Annotated in this window: 15 protein-coding genes; 4 read left to right on the forward strand and 11 right to left on the reverse strand. The window is 75.5% G+C overall.

Translation table 11 applies throughout. The features are described from left to right. The first annotated feature begins 108 nt into the window (after window positions 1–108). The 3 genes from ACQPY0_RS25435 to ACQPY0_RS25445 are packed head-to-tail and all read left to right on the forward strand — an operon-like array spanning window position 109 to window position 2,766. Complete coding sequence (locus ACQPY0_RS25435) at window positions 109–1,038, forward strand: ABC transporter ATP-binding protein (RefSeq protein ID WP_432993411.1); 930 nt, start codon at window positions 109–111, stop codon at window positions 1,036–1,038. Continuing rightward, the gene (locus tag ACQPY0_RS25440; RefSeq protein WP_432993413.1) at window positions 1,016–1,804 is read left to right on the forward strand and encodes an ABC transporter permease subunit; all 789 of its coding nucleotides are present in this window, start codon (window positions 1,016–1,018) and stop codon (window positions 1,802–1,804) included. Before ACQPY0_RS25435 ends, ACQPY0_RS25440 begins: the two co-directional genes overlap by 23 nt. Next, window positions 1,804–2,766, forward strand: coding sequence for a PucR family transcriptional regulator (locus tag ACQPY0_RS25445; RefSeq protein WP_432993415.1), 963 nt, complete (start codon window positions 1,804–1,806; stop codon window positions 2,764–2,766). The genes ACQPY0_RS25440 and ACQPY0_RS25445 overlap by 1 nt, the downstream gene beginning before the upstream one ends. Here the strand turns inward: ACQPY0_RS25445 and ACQPY0_RS25450 are convergent. After that, on the reverse strand, window positions 2,714–3,070 hold the full coding sequence (locus ACQPY0_RS25450; protein WP_432993417.1) for an HPF/RaiA family ribosome-associated protein: 357 nt from the start codon (window positions 3,068–3,070) through the stop codon (window positions 2,714–2,716). The two genes, ACQPY0_RS25445 and ACQPY0_RS25450, sit on opposite strands and share 53 nt — an antisense overlap. A gap of 2 nt (window positions 3,071–3,072) precedes the next feature. Beyond that, on the reverse strand, window positions 3,073–3,900 hold the full coding sequence (locus ACQPY0_RS25455) for a universal stress protein (RefSeq protein ID WP_432993419.1): 828 nt from the start codon (window positions 3,898–3,900) through the stop codon (window positions 3,073–3,075). Window positions 3,901–4,103: 203 nt separating this feature from the next. Between ACQPY0_RS25455 and ACQPY0_RS25460 the strand changes: the two genes are divergently transcribed. Next, window positions 4,104–6,209, forward strand: coding sequence for a BTAD domain-containing putative transcriptional regulator (locus tag ACQPY0_RS25460; RefSeq protein WP_432993421.1), 2,106 nt, complete (start codon window positions 4,104–4,106; stop codon window positions 6,207–6,209). A 755-nt stretch (window positions 6,210–6,964) separates the two neighbouring features. On the opposite strand, the gene ACQPY0_RS25465 is transcribed toward ACQPY0_RS25460, so the two are convergent. From ACQPY0_RS25465 to ACQPY0_RS25505, 9 genes are all read right to left on the reverse strand, one after another. Next, on the reverse strand, window positions 6,965–7,363 hold the full coding sequence (locus ACQPY0_RS25465) for a hypothetical protein (RefSeq protein ID WP_432993423.1): 399 nt from the start codon (window positions 7,361–7,363) through the stop codon (window positions 6,965–6,967). A 1,099-nt stretch (window positions 7,364–8,462) separates the two neighbouring features. Then, window positions 8,463–10,598, reverse strand: a complete 2,136-nt coding sequence (locus ACQPY0_RS25470; RefSeq protein WP_432993425.1) for a peptidase domain-containing ABC transporter — start codon at window positions 10,596–10,598, stop codon at window positions 8,463–8,465. Continuing rightward, window positions 10,595–10,777: a hypothetical protein gene (locus ACQPY0_RS25475; protein ID WP_432993427.1), complete on the reverse strand. Its 183-nt coding sequence runs from the start codon at window positions 10,775–10,777 to the stop codon at window positions 10,595–10,597. Before ACQPY0_RS25475 ends, ACQPY0_RS25470 begins: the two co-directional genes overlap by 4 nt. Continuing rightward, window positions 10,770–11,708: a TIGR04500 family putative peptide maturation system protein gene (locus ACQPY0_RS25480; RefSeq protein ID WP_432993429.1), complete on the reverse strand. Its 939-nt coding sequence runs from the start codon at window positions 11,706–11,708 to the stop codon at window positions 10,770–10,772. The genes ACQPY0_RS25475 and ACQPY0_RS25480 overlap by 8 nt, the downstream gene beginning before the upstream one ends. Next, complete coding sequence (locus ACQPY0_RS25485) at window positions 11,705–12,688, reverse strand: MvdC/MvdD family ATP grasp protein (RefSeq protein ID WP_432993431.1); 984 nt, start codon at window positions 12,686–12,688, stop codon at window positions 11,705–11,707. The genes ACQPY0_RS25480 and ACQPY0_RS25485 overlap by 4 nt, the downstream gene beginning before the upstream one ends. A gap of 17 nt (window positions 12,689–12,705) precedes the next feature. Continuing rightward, window positions 12,706–12,873, reverse strand: a complete 168-nt coding sequence (locus tag ACQPY0_RS25490; RefSeq protein WP_432993433.1) for a hypothetical protein — start codon at window positions 12,871–12,873, stop codon at window positions 12,706–12,708. Window positions 12,874–12,989: 116 nt separating this feature from the next. Beyond that, the gene (locus ACQPY0_RS25495) at window positions 12,990–13,970 is read right to left on the reverse strand and encodes a sensor histidine kinase (protein WP_432993435.1); all 981 of its coding nucleotides are present in this window, start codon (window positions 13,968–13,970) and stop codon (window positions 12,990–12,992) included. Between the two features lie 11 nt (window positions 13,971–13,981). Continuing rightward, window positions 13,982–15,118, reverse strand: coding sequence for a DUF418 domain-containing protein (locus tag ACQPY0_RS25500; RefSeq protein WP_432993437.1), 1,137 nt, complete (start codon window positions 15,116–15,118; stop codon window positions 13,982–13,984). Window positions 15,119–15,184: 66 nt separating this feature from the next. Beyond that, entirely contained in the window at window positions 15,185–15,835 is a 651-nt protein-coding gene (locus ACQPY0_RS25505) for a response regulator transcription factor (protein ID WP_432993439.1), read from the reverse strand. Between the last annotated feature and the right edge of the window lie 41 nt (window positions 15,836–15,876).

Genomic DNA, 15,876 nt, shown 5'->3' on the forward strand with positions numbered 1-15,876 from the left:
CCGGACGTCTATTTTTGCGCCGCTGCCGGGAACCGGCAATCCAGGGCCGTCATCGCGTCCGGGAACCGACCTGGAGAGCGGCGGGGCACGGGCCGCAGGATGGACGCCATGACGAGCGAAAACGCTGTGCTCGCCGAGGGGCTCACCAAGTTCTACGGCGCGCATCGCGGCATTGAGGGGCTTGACCTCGAGGTCAGGCGCGGGGAGGTGATGGGGTTCCTCGGGCCGAACGGGGCCGGGAAGACCACCACCATCCGGCTGTTGCTGGACTTTCTGCGGCCCACCGGCGGGCGGGCCGTCGTGCTCGGGCTCGATCCGCGGCGCGACCGGGCGGCGCTGCACCGGCGGATCGGGTACCTGCCGGGCGAGCTGGTGTTTCCCGGCGGGCGAGGGCGGGCCGGCGAGCTGCTGCGGTTCTTTGCGGAGGCGCGCGGGGGCGTGGCCCGGGCGCGGGTCACCGAGCTGGCCGAGCGGCTGGAGCTGGACCTCTCCCGGCCGGTGCACGCCATGAGCAAGGGCAACCGGCAGAAGGTCGGGCTGGTCCAGGCGTTCATGCACGAACCGGACCTGCTGGTGCTGGACGAGCCCACGAGCGGGCTGGACCCGCTCATGCAGCAGGAGTTTCTCGGGCTCGTACGCGACGCGCGGGCCGCCGGGCAGACCGTGTTCATGTCCTCGCACGTGCTCGCCGAGGTACAGCAGGCCGCGGACCGGGTCGCGATCGTGCGGGCCGGGCGGCTGGCCGCGGTCGAGCGGGTGGAGTCGCTGGGGCGGCGGGCCGTGCGTACCGTCGAGATCCACTTCGGCGATCCCGTGGACGCCGGCGAGTTTCGCGGCCTGCCGGGGGTCGGCGACGTCAGCGTCGACGGCCCGGTGCTGCGGTGCACCGTCGACGGCAAGCTCGATCCGCTCGTCAAGGCGGCCGCGCGGCACGAGGTCGTGGACCTGCTCTCGGCGGAGCCCGATCTCGAGGAGACGTTCCTGTCGTACTACTACCACGCCGAGGGAGACAGCGATGCTGCCCGCACTGGTGCGTAAGAGCTGGGCCGACGACCGGCGGGCGCTGGCCGGATGGGCGGCCGGCGTGGCGGTGTTCACGCTGGTGTACACCGCCTTCTACCGCAACTTCCAGGGCGCGTCGCAGCTCAAGCAGGACGCGCTGCCGCAGGACATGCTGGACTTCCTCGGCATCGCCGACCTGACCTCGCCGGCCGGATACCTGCAGGCGACCGTGTTCAGCCTCTTCGGGCCGCTGCTGGTGCTGATGTGCGCCATCACGCTGTCGGCGCGCCCGATCGCCCGGCCCGAGGAGGACGGGGGGATCGAGCTGCTGCTGACGGTACCGCTGTCGCGGGCCGCGTTCGCCGCTCAGCGCCTCGCCGCCACCGCCGTGGCCGTCACCGCCGTCGCGGCCGTGCCGTGGGTGCTGCTGCTGGCGGTCGTGCCCGCGTCGGGCATGGACATCTCGCTGTCCGACGTCTCGGCCGCGTGCGCCGGGCTCGTCGCGCTCGCCTGGTGCTTCACCGGGGTCGCGTTCCTCGCCGGGGCCGGGACCGGGCGGCGCGGGGCGGTGCTCGCGATCGGGGGCGGGATCGCGGTGGCCGGCTACATGCTCAACGCGCTCGCCGGGCTCCTCGACGGCTGGCACTGGCTGCGGTGGCTCTCGCCGTTTCACTACTACTCCGGCACCGATCCGCTGCACACCGGCTGGCACCCGGTGCAGCTGCTGGTGCTCGTGGCCGTGGCCGTGGTGACCGCGGCCGCGGGGGTGCTGTGGTTCGACCGGCGCGACGTCGGGGTCTGATGGGCGGCGAGGAGGCGCTGTTCGCGCTGCCCGATCCGCGGCGGCGGACCCGGGAGGCGGCCCGGCTCGGGGCGCGGGCCGCCGACGACGGGCTGCCGGTGCGGGACCTCGTGCTCGGGCTGCTGGACGCGTCCACGGTGGACGAGCCGGCCCGCAGCTCGCTGCGGCAGATCCTCGAGGCGGCGCTGGACGGGTACACCCGGGCGAACCACGCGGAGCTCGCGCGGCACGAAACCGAGCGCGCCGCCTTCGTCGGTGACCTGCTCAGCGGCCGCGTCGAACCGGGGCGCGCCCAGCGGTACGGCATCCGCCTCTCCGCCACCCACGTCGTGCTGGTGGCCCGCGCCGCGGCCCTGACCCCGGCGGCCGCCCAGCGCGTCGACGCGGCCCTCGCCGCGCGCTTCGGCGAGGGCAACACGCTCACGACACTGCGCGACGGCGAGCTGGTCTGCATCAGCGCCGGCGGGCTGCGGGGGATCGCGGCGGAGCTGGCCCGGCTGCTGGTGGCCGAGCTGGGCGCGAACCGGTGGCAGGTCGCCGTCGGCCGCGCCCACCCGGGCGTCCCGGGCCTCGCCCGCTCGCTGGACGAGGCCCGGGGCTGCCTGGACCACGCGGCGAAGCTGGGCTTCACCGCGCCGGTCCTCAACGCCGCCGACCTGCTGGTCTTCCCGGTGCTGCTACGCGACCGGGACGCCATCACCGACCTGGTGGCGACGGTGCTGGGGCCGCTCGAGTCCGCCCGGGGCGGCGCGCGGCCCTACCTGGAGACGCTCGCCGTGCTCTTCGAGCAGCAGGGCAACTACACCGCCACCGCGCGGCAGCTGCACCTGTCGGTGCGCGCGGTGACCTACCGGCTGGAGCGGATCAGGGACCTGACCGGGTACCACCCGGGCGAGCCGACGCAGCGGTTCACCCTGCATACCGCGGTGCTCGGTGCCCGGCTGCTCGGCTGGCCGCCGTGACCCAGGTGCGGTCGAGCTGGGCCTGCAGGCGGTCCTGGAGCAGGTCGAGGGCCTCGTACCCGGTGTCGGCGTGCGCCTCGGCGTGCAGGACGCGGCCGTTGACGTCGATCTCGGCGCGGGCCGTGATCGGGCGGTCGGCGGCCGGGTTGGCCGTGGCGTCCAGCCGGACCCGGGCGAAGAGGACCGGGCGGGCGGTGTGGCCGAGCACGGCGGTCACCTTGTCGCGGGCGTAGCGCTGCAGGCGCGGCTCCATTCCCGGGTGCAGCTGCACGTGGACGTCGACCTCGTGGTGAGTGTGGGTCATCGTCAGGCTCCTGTTCCGCGCTGGTGTGCGATGAGGACCGGGCAGTCCGCGTGGTGCATGAGGTGCTGGCCGACCGAGCCGAGCAGCAGCCCGGCGAAGCCGCCGTGGCCGCGGCTGCCGACCACGACCAGGGTCGCGGTGCGGGAGGCGTCGACGAGGACGGCGGCGGCGCGGCCGGCGACGACCTGCCTGGCGACCGGCACGTCCGGGTACTTCTGCACCCATCGGGCCAGCGACTCCGCCAGCGCGGCCTGATCGTGCTCGTGCGGCTCGGGCCCCTCCACGGCGCGGATCGCGACCAGCATCCGGCCGTGCGCCCGGGCGGCCTCGAAGGCCAGCTCCAGCGCGGCGTCGCCGGACGGGGAGCCGTCGACGCCGACGACGACCGGGCCGACCGACGGGTCGGGGCGGCCGCGGACAACGGCGACCGGGACGCGGGCGTGGGTGGCGACCTGCTGGCTGACCGAGCCGAGCAGCAGGCCGGCCAGGCCGCCCACGCCGCGGCTGCCGACGACGAGCAGCCGGGCGCCGGCCTCGCCGAGATCCAGCAGCGTCGCCGCGGCCGGGGCGGCCGCGGAGACGCCGATCACGTCGACGTCACGGAACTCGGCCCGGATCTCCTCGGTGACGGCCGCCAGGATGCTCTCGGCCGCCTCCCGGGCCGCCTCGATCTGCTCGGCGGTGCCGGCGTAGTAGGCGCCCGGCCAGGTGATCTGGTAGGTGGTGACGATCTGCAGGCGGCAGCCGGCGCGTCGCGCCTCGGCGGCGGCCCAGCCGACCGCCCGCCGGGACTCGGGGGAGCCGTCGTATCCGACGACGATGCCGTTCATCGGTTCCTCCTTGCTCGTTCCTGCCTCCAGCGTGGCCCCGCCGCGCGCACGCCGGCAGGGTCCGACGTCCCGGATCTTGGTGCCGTGCGGCCCTGCCCGGCACCGTCCAAACCAGACCGGCCGTCGGGCATGCGACACCTCCCGCGGGCAACCGCCGGCGGGCGCCGGGCATCTGTCCGATGTCCCCGATCTGGAGGTAGTGCATGGCTGCGCCGCGCTTCGGCGTGCTCGGTCCCCTGGAGGTGGCGATCGGCGAGCGCCCCGCCGACATCGGCGGGCCCCGGCCCCGGATGCTGCTCGCCCTGCTGCTGAGCACCGGCGGGCGGGAGGTGCCGTTCCACCGCATCGTCGAGGTGCTGTGGGGCGCCGACCCGCCGCCGAGCGCGCTCGGCACCGTCCACAGCCACCTCGCCCGGCTGCGGCGCGCGCTGGAGCCCGACCGGCCGCCGCGCTCGCCGGCCCGGGTGCTCGTGCGGGCCGGGGCCGGGTACGCGGTCCGGCCGGCGCCGGGGTCGTTGGATGCCGAACGGTTCGCCGCCCTCGCCGCCGAGGGGCAGGAGCACGTCGCCGGCGGCCGGTTCGAGGCGGCGCTGGCCGCGCTCGACGCGGGGCTGGCGTGGTGGCGCGGTTGCGCGTACGCGGACTTCCCCGACGCCCCGTTCGCCATGCGGGCCGCCCGGCCGCTGGAGGAGCGGCGGGTGCAGGCCCTCGTCGACCGGGCCGCCGCGCGGGTCGGGCTCGGCCGGCACGACAGCGCCGTCGCGGAGCTGACCGGGCTCGCCCACGAGCACCCCGCCCGGGAGCGGGTCTGGCAACTGCTCGCCGTGGCGCTGTACCGCTCCGGGCGGCAGGTCGAGGCGCTGGACACGCTGCGGGAGGCCCGGGGCGTGCTGTCCGGGCGCTTCGGGGTCGACCCGGGGCCGGAGCTGCTGGCGCTCGAGGCGGCGATGCTGCGCCACGAGCCCGTGCTGCCGTTCGCGCCAACCCCCGCCGCGTCGCTGCCCGCCACGCCGTCGCCCGCCGCGGCGCCGGTGGGGCGCCCCGGGCCGGTCGACGCGCCGCTCACCACCGGCGAGGTGGCGCTGCTGGGGCGGCTGTCGGTGTTCGAGGGCGGGTTCTCGCGCGACGCGGTCGCCTCGGTGGCGCCCGGGCTGGACGGCCTCGACGGCCTCGCCGGGCGGTCGCTCATCTCGGAAATGCCGGAAACCCCGGGCCCGCGGTGGCGGATGGAGGGGGCGCTGCGGCAGTACGCGGTGGCGACGCTCGACCCCGGCGAACGCGCCGAGGCCGTGCGGCGTCACCGGGACTGGGTGCGGCGGCTCGCCGGGGAGGCGGCCGGGGCGCTGCGCACCGACGCCGCCGACGAGTGGCTGCGCCGCCTCGACGCCGAGCGGGACAACGTGCGCGCCGCCCTGCGCGGGGCCCTCGACGGCGACGACGGGGCCGCCGCGGTCGACATCGCCGGGGGCGTGGCGTGGTACTGGTTCCACCACGGCGCCACCGCCGAGGGCTCCGTGTGGCTCGGCGCCGCGCTGGCCGCTCCCGGCCAGGACCGCTCCGCGGCCGGGCGGGCCGCCCGCGCCCGCGCGCACCTGGGCCTGTCGGCGCTGCGCTCCATCGCCGGGGACGTGCCCGGCGCCGTCGCCCGGGCCCGGGCCGCGCTCGGCGCCGCCGAGCAGGCCGGGCACGACCTCCTGCGCGCCGACGCGCTGTGCTGCCTGTCGTTCGTCGCCGCCGCCTCCGGCGACGCCGGGTTCGCCGCGGCGGCCGCCGCCCGCGCGTACCGCGCCGCCGAGGCCGGCGGCTGGGCGGACCTGGGCGCGCAGGCGGCGATGGTGGCGGGGAACGCGGCCTACCTCGCCGGGGACCTGCCCTCGGCGGCCGACCGGCTCGCCGACGCCTACCGGATGGCCCGCGAGTGCGGCTACGGCTGGGTCACGATCGTCGCCGGCTGGCTCGGCGTCGAGGTGGCCCTGGACCGGGCCCGCCACGAGGAGGCCCGCCGCGCCGCGCTCGCCCTCACCGGAGGCCTGGCCGACACCCCGGTGACGAGCGCCTGGCTGGTGACGACGCTGTCGCTGGCCCGGACCCTGACGCTGACCGGCGACGGGGAGGCGGGCGCGCTGCTGTGGGGCGCGGTGACCGGCATCGGCCGCCGGGTGGGCCTCGCCGCCCAGCACATCGGCCGCGCCAACGCCCACCACAATCGCCACGGCGCCCCGTCCCACCGCCACGCGGCCGCCTACGTGCGCGGTCTGGAGCTCGACCGCGTCCAGGCCGGCGCCCTGATCGCGGGCCTGGCCGCGTGACGGGCGCGGCGCCCGGCGGCCGGGGCCGCGGCGCTCAAGCTGTTGCCGCTGGGCGTGGTGGCGCCGCTCGGCCGGCTTGTCGCTGTGGCGGGTGAGGCGGTTCCTCGGCGGGTGAGGCGGTTCCTCGGCGGGCCAGGCGTGGCGAAGGCTTGCGCGATGGTCGTGGTCCGGGCCGCATGGCAACACCGTTGCGTTGAGCGTCGAGTGGATCGGCCAAGCGGCGACGGCTACGGCTACGGCGAACGACGTTGGCGGATCGGACGGCGTGCCAGCGAGCGCACCCAACGATCCGCGCTCATGCTTGATATGAGCGCGCGTGTTTCGTGCGTCGTCGTCATTATTGTGGCGCTCGGAATTTCTGGTCGGTGGTCCGTTTGGATAGGGCTTGACGGATTGCGTGCGTGGCATTTCCCGGGAACAGCTCTGGAGTGCTTGCCGGTATTTCTTCGTGGTGCCGTGTCGGTGGGCCGGCGCGGATTCTCGCTGGTGTGTCGGCGCTGTGCCGACGGGCCGGTGGGATGGCGCTGACGCGGTGGGTGCGGGCCGGCGCTGCGAGGCGGCGCCGGGTTGGTCGGTGCCATGCGTCGGGTGCGGCACTGTGGCGTGGTCGTCCGGGCCGGTATCGGTCGCGGGGTTGCCCGGGCTGCTCGGGCGCTTCGCCCGGTGGCGGTGCTTCGGCCGGTGGCGGTGCTTCGCCCGGTGGCGGCGCCGAGGCCCTGTCTTTGGCTGGGGGTGCCGAGGCCCTGGCTGGGGCCTCAGCCGGCCGCGCCGTAGCCGTGGCCATGGGCGGTGGCGGTGCCGAGGTCGTGGCTGGGGCATCGGGCGGTCGCGTCGCGGCCGTGTCCGGCCGCCGCGCCGAGGTCGTGGTCGTAGTCGTGGCTGGCGGCCGTGCCGTGGCCGTGCGCGGTGCCGGGGTCGTGGCCGTGCGCGGTGCCGAGGTCGTGCGCGGTGCCGAGGTCGTAGCCGTGCGCGGTGCGGAGGTCGTGGTCGTGCGTGGCGCCGAGGCCGTGGCGGTCGCCTTGGCCGGTGGCGTGGCCGGGGCCGGGGGCGGTTCGTTCGCTGAGCCTTCCTGGCCGTCGGCGGTGACGCTTGCCGACGGGGTGCTCGCGCGTATTCGGCGGAGTTTCTCGGCGTGTCGCTGGGCGAGGCCCCACGCGCGATGCCGGGCATGCTCCCGGCGGAACTCCTCATTCGCCGCGGAATAACGACGCGACCTGGTCCGGTCACGCATGGCAGCCAATTCAGACTTGCTCAACAATTGCAGCTGCCCCATGTATTCATTTTCCCAGAATCCAGCCGGACCCGCTGCCCCGCACGGCTGGCCATAATGTCAAATGGTGCACGCACACGCCGCCGTCCGTGTGCACCGCCCGATCGCCGCGCGCTACAGCTGGTGACCGGCACCCCTCGCCTCCAGGGCATCTTGTCGCGCCGATGACAGTGCACCTGACGTTCGTCGGCACTGACGGCGAGGGCGCGGCGAGGGTGGCGGTACCGGCCTCCGAATTCCAGGGCACTTCGTCCAGTGTGTCCGGCGGAACGTGTGCTCTTCGAGGCGGTGAAGCGGTTGTGGATGTGCCCCTGGCTCGCTTGCCGGTTCATAACCGAAGCACGGAACTGCTCGAAGTAGTCCTCGAGTGGTACGGCCGCGACTACCGGCTCAAGCCGGGCGAATCGCTCGTGATCAACACGGTGGCTCGGACTGACGCTGAGTCGCCTTGGCCGGGCACTACCAGGCGCGACGAACCTTTCGACGTCGAGTACTACCCCGGCTCAGTACAGGCGCACTTCAACGGATCTGAAGGATGGGTGACCGACCTCGAGGGCAACGAACTCGACTGCGGCCACCAACGGCCTGAACCCGCACCGGAAGCACCACCGCTCCCGCCAGGCGCGGGCCTTTACCGGCGTACAGGCCCCGGCGGCACCCAGCACTCGTAGCATCCGGACGTCGCACCTCGCCGGACACGACCAGCACCCATGGTCCGGCCGGCGCCCGGATCTGCGGCGGACGGGGCCTTGGGGCTGGACGGCAACTGTTACACCAAGTACCCGCGTTGCTCGGCGGGCAAGGCGTGGCGAAGGCTCGCGCGATGCCGGGCGACGCGCTTGCTGGTCGCGCTCGCGGCCGGTCCCGGCACCGCCGACACGCCGGTGGAACCGGCCGCGCCGCCGGTCTCGGCGAGTTCCGGCGGCGGGCGGAGCCGTTCGAGGCGATGACCGGCGCGCGGGTGTCGGCGTGGAGCGCGGTTCTCATGGTGTCGGTACGGCCGCCCGGCTCGCCATGCGCGCGTAGTGCCCGCCGAGGGCGATGAGCTCGTCGTGGGTGCCGGACTCGGCGATGCGGCCGCCGTCGAGGACGTGGATGACGTCGGCGTCGCGGACGGTGCTGAGGCGGTGGGCGATGACGATCCGGGTCTGGGGCAGCCCGGCGAGCTGCCGCTCGACGCGGGCCTCGGTGGCCGGGTCGAGGTTGCTGGTCGCCTCGTCCAGCAGCAGCACGGACGGGCCGGGCAGCAGCGCCCGGGCGAGGGCGAGGCGCTGGCGCTGGCCGCCGGAGAGCCCGCCGCCGTCGACGAGCACGGTGTCGTACCCCATGGGCATCGCCGCGATCTCCTCGTGCAGCCCCGCGGTCATCGCCGCCTCGGCGACCCGGTGCAGGGGCGCGTCCGGGTCGGTGAGCGCGATGTTCTCCCGGACGGTGCCGGTGAACAGCGTCGGGTCCTGAGTCACGACCCCGAACCGGCGCCGCAGCGCGTGTGGGTCCAGCGTGTCGGCGGGCACCCCGTCGTGCAGGATGCGGCCCTCGGTCGGCCGGTCGAGGCCGAGCAGGAGCCGGGCCAGGGTGCTCTTGCCGGACCCGGACCGGCCCACGAACGCCACCTTCTGCCCCGGCTCGACGGTGAAGTCGACGCCGCGCAGCACCCACGGCCCGCGCGGGTCGAACCGGAACCCCAGGCCCCGCACGGCGATCGGGCCGCCCGGCGGCGGCAGGGTGCGGCCCGGCGGCTCGGGCTCGGTGTCGAGGATGTCGTCGAGGCGCGCGAGGTGGGCGCCGGACTGCTGCAGCTGCTGCAGGTTGTCCACAATGGACTGCAGCGGGGCGAGGGCGGCGGTGGCCAGGGCGCACAGGGCCAGCATCGTGCCCAGCGACAGGGCTCCGGCGAGGACCCGCTGGGCGCCGAGGAGCAGCAGCAGGGCCGGGGCGAGGTACTGCAGCGCCCCCAGCCCGGTCTCCAGCGCCCCGCGGGTCAGCCCGTGCCGGGTGGCCGCGTTGAGCTGGGCGGCGAACAGGTGCTCCCAGCGCCGCACGGCCCGCTGCTCCGCCCCGGCGGCCTTGAGCGTCTCGATGCCGCCGAGGGCCTCGATGAGCTCGGCCTGGGCCTTGGCGGTGGCGTGCAGCTCGCGCTCGGCGAGCTCGGCGACGCGCCGGCGGGTGGCCAGGAGCAGGGCCAGCTGCAGCGCGGCCAGCCCGGCGAGGCACGCGCCGAAGGCCGGGTCGCGCCACACGACCAGGGCGAGGTATCCGAGCATCAGCGGCGCGTCGAGCAGTGCCGCCAGGACGTGCCCGGACAGCAGCTCGCGCAGGGCGGCGACGCTCTGGGTGCGCAGGACGAGGTCGCCGCTGCCGCGGTCGGCGAAGTAGCGGTACGGCAGGGCGAACAGGTGCCGCACGACGCCCCCGGTGACGTCGTGGTCGGCGCGGGCGCGCAGGGCGAGCAGCAGCACCGCGCGCAGCAGCCCGAGCACCGCCTGGGCGGCGACGGCGACCCCGACGGCGAGGCCGAGCGGGGCGAGCATGCCGGCGGCGCCGCCGGGCAGGAGACGGTCGACGAGGACCGCGGAGAGGGCCGGCACGGCCAGCCCCAGCACCTGCAGCAGGACGGAGGCGAGCACGATCTGGGCGAGCAGCCCGCGGCAGCGGCGCACGGCCGCGGCGAGCAGGCGGCGCCGCCACGGCGGGGCGGGCTCGGGCGGGCCGGGGCGGAAGTCCGGGCCGGGCTCGAAGGCGATGACGACGCCGGTGAAGCCGGTGTCGAACTCGGCGCGGGTGAGGCGGCGGCGGCCGGAGACCGGGTCGATCAGGTGCGCGCGGCGGCCCCAGCGCTCCAACAGGACGTAGTGGTTGAAGTTCCAGTACAGCACGGCGGGCAGCGGTACCGTCGCCAGCTCCTGCGCCGTCATGGAGAATGCCCGGGCGCGCAGGCCGTGGCGCCCGGCCGCCTCGACGAGGGCGAGGGCGCTGAGCCCGTCGCGGGAAACGCCGAGCTCGGCGGTCATCGCGCGGACGCCGGTGGGCCGGCCGAAGTGGGTGAGCACCATGGCCAGGCACGCGGCCCCGCAGTCGGCCGCCTTGACCTGCCGCAGGTCCCGGACGCGGCGCCTCACCGTCGCGCCTCCACATCGAGGGCGAACAGCGCCCAGCCCAGGCCGCCCAGCAGCAGCGTGGCGGCGAGCCACAGCAACGCGAACAGCCAGCCCGGCAGCGGCCGGAGGCGCTCGGGCGGGACCCGGCCGGCCTCGGCGTGGCGGCGCAGCGCGTCGGTCAGGAAGATGCCGTCACCCACGGGGACCCCAGTTCCACTCGACGCGCGCGGCCGCCCGCCGCGCCGCCAGCCACTGCGCGAACCGCCGCCGTGACACGGCCTGCGGGTCCGCCGGGCGCGTCGCGAGGACCACCGCCACGGACAGCCCGTCGACGCCCGGTACCGGCCCGCCGTCGAGCAGGCCGGCCTCGACCTCGTCGCGCGGCACGGTCTGGAACGCCGGCGCGGGCCCGGTCCCGGCCGCGAAGCCGGCCACGGCCGCCGCCACGAGGTCCGGCGCCGCGCGCAGCCGCTCGGCCGCGGCGGGGTCGAGGCCGTCGACGCGGGCCAGGGTCACCAGGTCGAAGCCGGGTCCGTCGCCGGCGACCCGCTGCCGCAGCGTCGCGACCCGGGCCTGGTGGGCGACGAGCTCCTCGAACTGCCAGTCGGTGAGCCGCTCGCGGGCCATCCACGCGCGGGTCGCCTCCGGGGTCAGCAGCCCGCGGGCGCGCCGGAACGCGTCGGCGGCCGCCTGCAGCTCCTCGTCGCCGACGTCGATGCCGGCCTCGTCCAGCGCCTCCCGCACGAGGCAGGAGTCGACGAGCCGGTCGCGCAGCGGCGCCGAGCGCCACAGCAGGTCGAGGAAGCCGACCGCGTCGGCGACGTCGAGCTCGACCCCGTTGACCCGGACCAGCAGCAGCTCGCCGGAGCGCTGCACACCCCGCAGCGGCCACGGCAGCCCGTCGTCGGGGCACCACGCCACGGACACGACCCCGTCGTCGCCGGGGGCCCGAACGAGCAGGTCGAAGTGCAGGGAGCCGTCGTACTCCTCCCGCTGCCACAGCAGCCGTAGCCCCGTGCCCGGGTGCCGCCGGCGCAGCTCGGCGACCCGCTGCCGGGCCTGGGCCGGCGTGACCCGCTCGGTGACGGCGGCGCGCAGGAGGGTGGCCGCCTCGGGCAGTACCGCGTTCATGCGACGGCCCCGTCCAGCAGCAGGCGCGCGACGGCCTGCGTGATCGGCAGCCCGGTCGCCGCCTCCAGCCAGTCGAACTGCCCGGTAGGGTTGATCTCCAGGAACACGTAACGCCCCTCCGGGGTCAGGATGAGGTCGATGGCGCCGAAGCTCAGGCCGAGCCGGTGCACCAGGTCCACGCAGCGCGCGGCGAGGGTGTCGGGGAGCCGGTGGACGTGCAGCGGCGTGGCGGCGTGGTCGTATCTGCGCCAGTCGTACCGCGTGTGCTGCGTCGCCTGCGAATGGATCTCGGCGGCGAAGACGGCGTCGCCGACCACGGTCACGCGGACCTCGAGGCGCTTGGGCACGTACGCCTGGACGATCATCGGCGCGTGCCGCAGCGTCGCCGCGTGCGCGAGATCGCGGTTGGTGACCGGATCGCTGTAGCGGCCCATTGGCGTCTCCGGCGTGCCGCGCACCGCCCGGTGCAGCGGCTTGGTGATGATCCGCCCGTCGTGCTCGGCGTGGAAGTCCAGCATCCGCTCGGGGTCGGCGGTCATGAGCGTCGGCGGCAGCGTGAACCCCAGGCCGACGGCGACGGTGAGGTGGTACGCCTTGCGCTCGGCCCGGTCGATCACGTCTCGGGGCGCGGGCACCTGCCGGCACGCCAGCGACCGCCATACCCCGTCGAGGTAGCCCTTGACCTCGGCGGCCAGGTGCGCGCGCACGTCCGGGTCGGTGACGGTGTGCGGTGGCACCGGCGCCGCCGGCCGCCGGTGCCACACGCACGTCAGACCGTCCAGATCCACGCCCCGGCCGCCGACGCGCAGCCACCGGCGCACCGGAGCCGTGCCGCCGGCGGCGAGCTCGACCTGGGCCCCGAGGGGGATGGAGCCGGGGTCGAGCCGCAGCACGTCGGCGCCGCGCGGGGTGAGCAGCGCCGTGACCCGGTCGGCGGTGACGTCGCCGGCGGCCGTGAGGACGAGAATCTGCGCGGTCATGACGGACTACCGCTCGGTCAGTCGTTCATGCCGTCGCCGGAGCACGACCAGCCGCCGGCCGTCTTGGTGCAGACCATGCTGCCGGCCATGCCGCCGTTGACCTGACGCAGGTCGTCCTCCCGCAGCTCGACGCCGGCCGGGGCCAGCTGGTCGAGCTTGATGCGGCCCGGAGCCTTCTTCAACACGATGACGTTCCCTTCATCCATCGGAGCCGGCCCGTGCGGACCGGTGACCGACATTGAAGGCCGGGCGGACTTGCGCCCGGATTGCAGCGCCGCTGTGGCCTGATGTCGCGAATCGGTCAGGTGGCGTTCGCGGGGGTCTCGGTGGGGACCGTGATCGTGGCGGTCGTCGGGCCGCCCCGCGGGCTGTGCACGCGCAGGGTGCCGTCGACGGCGTCCAGGCGCTCGGCGATGCCGCGCAGGCCGGTGCCGGCAGAGAGGTCCGCGCCGCCTCGGCCGTCGTCCTCGACCGTGACGCGCAGCGCCGTGCGGGAGGGAGCGAACGTGACCGTCGCGCGCGTGGCGGTGCTGTGCTTGACGACGTTGGTGAGGCACTCGGCGATGGCGAAGTACGCGGCGGTCTGCGCCGCCGGCGGCAGCCCGCCCGGCGCCTCGCCGGTTACCGTCACCGGGATCGGCAGGTTCAGGGCCAGGGCGCGGACCGCGTCGCGCAGCCCGCGGTCGGCCAGGACCGCCGGGTGGATGGTGTGCATGACCGCGCGCAGCTCCGCCAGGGCCTCCACCGCCGTGGCGCGGGCCTCCTCGACGAGCTTCGCCGCGGCGTCCGGGTCGGTGCGCACCAGGCTGCCGGCGATGCCCAGGGACAGCGACAGGGCGACCAGGCGGGCCTGGGCGCCGTCGTGCAGGTCGCGCTCGACCCGCTTGAGCTCGGCCGCCTGGCGCTCCAGCGCGCCGCGGCGGGAGCGGGTCAGGGCCGCGACCCGGCCGGCGAGGCTCTGCTCGCGGCGGTGGACCCACCCGGCCGTGCCGAACAGGGCGGACAGGCCGAGCATGGTCCAGGCCGGCCAGAAGTACCCGCCGCCGCTGAGCAGCCACACCGCGAGGTCGACGGCCGCCAGCCAGCCGCAGAACGCCCCGGCGACCGCGAGCAGCCGGCGGTCCCGGGGCGCCCGCCGGGCCTTGGCCAGGGCGAACCACGCCACGGCGACGGTCGCGACGGCGAAGTACACCCAACGCGGCCAGAACTGCGAGGACGGGCCGAGCGCGGCCCAGACGGCGGTGGCCGCGACGCAGGGCGCCGCGGCCAGGCCGATCCACATCAGCGGGCGGGTCAACGGTAGGCGAACTTGCGCAGCAGGGTTTCGGCCGGGCCGCGGTGGCCGCGGGCGCTCATCGCCTGGGCGCCGAGCGCGGAGACCGCCCAGACGGCGAGCGCGGCGAGCGCGGCGGCCCAGGTGCCGCCGAGGTGCAGCGCCCAGGGGGAGAACAGCGCGACCCAGCACAGGGACTGCCAGAGGTACCCGCTGAGCGAGCGCTGCCCCAGCGCCACCACGGGAGCCAGGATGCGGGGCGTGCGCCCGGCGAGCCGCAGCGCGACGAGGCCGAAGAGGGCCACGTATCCTGGGCCGCCGTACTCGCCGGTCACGGCGTGGACTCGTGCCATGGCCCCGACGGTACCGGCGTCGGCGTGCACGAGGCCCGCGCACATCGCGGCGTAGGGCAGGGCGCCCAGTGTCGAGATGCCCAGCGACACGATCGCGGTGCGGCGCAGCAGGGTGCGGTGCGCGGCCGGCTCCTCCAGGACGCGCCGGCGGGCGGCCCAGATGCCGAGCCAGACGATGACGATGAACGGCAGGACGGTCGCGGTGTGCACCGGCCACTCGACGAGCCGGTCCAGGATCGAGCGGCCGTACGTGTCCGCCGCCAGCGACGGGTTGGGGCTGTTGGAGATCCCGGCGCTGCCGCCGTGCGCGCCGGCGATCGCGGTGCCGGCCAGGAACAGGGCGTACACCGTTTGGATGCCCCACAGCCACAGCACGACCCGGTGGACCCGGTCGCCGCGGCGCACCAGCAGCAGGGTCGCGACGATGCCCACGATGCCGTACGCGCCGAGGAAGTCGCCGAAGTACAGCAGCGCGGCGTGCACCAGGCCGAAGGCGACGAGCGCGGTGTTGCGGCGCAGCAGCACCCGGTCCGGGTTGCGGCGGGCCAGCTGCACCAGGCCGTAGCCGAACATGACGGCGAAGACCGGGTAGGCGCGGCTGTCGACGAACGTGGCCATGAAGAAGTTCACGACCCGCGCAAGCCCGTGCGGGTCCGGGTCGAGGCCGGGCTGGCCGGCGAAGGTGAAGTTGGCGGCGTTGGCGAGCGCGATGAACAGCAGCATCGCGCCGCGCGCGAGGTCGGGGGCGAGGGCCCGCTCCGACCGGCGCACCGGCCCGGGCGTTCGCGGGAGCGTCTGTGTCATGCCCTCAGCCTCGCCGCCCACGGCCTTCGCATCGAGGACAGTGGAACCCCTCCGATGGTGGTACTACTACCCCGCTCCTTCGAGGTAGGCCAGCACCGCGAGGACGCGGCGGTTGTCGTCCTCGGAGTGTTGCAGGCCGAGCTTGGCGAAGATGTTGTTGGTGTGCTTGGCTACGGCCTTCTCGGTGATGAACAGGGCCGTGCCGATCGCCGCGTTGGAGCGGCCCTGGGCCATGTGGGCCAGGACCTCGCGCTCGCGTGGCGTCAGGCGGTCCAGCGGCAGGGTGCGCTCGCGGCTGTCGAGCAGGGTGGCGACCACCGTCGGGTCGAGGGCGGTGCCGCCGGCGGCGACGCGGCGGACGGCGTCGACGAAGTCGGTCACGTCGGAGACGCGGTCCTTGAGCAGGTATCCGATGCCGCCCCGGCCGTCGGCGAGCAGTTCGCGGGCGTAGAGGCGCTCGACGTACTGCGACAGGACCAGCACCGGCAGGCCGGGGATCTCGGCGCGGGCGGCCAGGGCGGCGCGCAGGCCCTCGTCGGTGAGGGTCGGCGGGAGGCGTACGTCGACCACGGCGACGTCGGGACGCTGGGTGAGCAGCTCGCGCAGCAGGTCCGGGCCGGTGCCGACGGCGGCGGCGACCTCGAACCCGTGGGCCTGCAGCAGGCGGATGATCCCGTCGCGCAACAGCGCCAGGTCCTCGGCAACGATGACTCGCACCGGACCGACCCTACTTGCGCCGGCCGCTGAAGCGTTCGCGG

This window comes from Dactylosporangium sp. CA-233914 (genome assembly GCF_050942935.1).
Classification (GTDB): Bacteria; Actinomycetota; Actinomycetes; order Mycobacteriales; family Micromonosporaceae; genus Dactylosporangium.

Excerpts from the sequence above, each read along its gene's own strand:
- ACQPY0_RS25495 (WP_432993435.1), bottom strand. The coding sequence starts at position 13,970 with ATGTGGATCGGCCTGGCCGCGGCGCCCTGCGTCGCGGCCACCGCCGTC.
- ACQPY0_RS25485 (WP_432993431.1), bottom strand. The coding sequence starts at position 12,688 with ATGACCGCGCAGATTCTCGTCCTCACGGCCGCCGGCGACGTCACCGCC.
- ACQPY0_RS25480 (WP_432993429.1), bottom strand. The coding sequence starts at position 11,708 with ATGAACGCGGTACTGCCCGAGGCGGCCACCCTCCTGCGCGCCGCCGTC.
- ACQPY0_RS25435 (WP_432993411.1), top strand. The coding sequence starts at position 109 with ATGACGAGCGAAAACGCTGTGCTCGCCGAGGGGCTCACCAAGTTCTAC.
- ACQPY0_RS25500 (WP_432993437.1), bottom strand. The coding sequence starts at position 15,118 with ATGACACAGACGCTCCCGCGAACGCCCGGGCCGGTGCGCCGGTCGGAG.
- ACQPY0_RS25440 (WP_432993413.1), top strand. The coding sequence starts at position 1,016 with ATGCTGCCCGCACTGGTGCGTAAGAGCTGGGCCGACGACCGGCGGGCG.
- ACQPY0_RS25450 (WP_432993417.1), bottom strand. The coding sequence starts at position 3,070 with ATGACCCACACTCACCACGAGGTCGACGTCCACGTGCAGCTGCACCCG.
- ACQPY0_RS25460 (WP_432993421.1), top strand. The coding sequence starts at position 4,104 with ATGGCTGCGCCGCGCTTCGGCGTGCTCGGTCCCCTGGAGGTGGCGATC.
- ACQPY0_RS25455 (WP_432993419.1), bottom strand. The coding sequence starts at position 3,900 with ATGAACGGCATCGTCGTCGGATACGACGGCTCCCCCGAGTCCCGGCGG.
- ACQPY0_RS25445 (WP_432993415.1), top strand. The coding sequence starts at position 1,804 with ATGGGCGGCGAGGAGGCGCTGTTCGCGCTGCCCGATCCGCGGCGGCGG.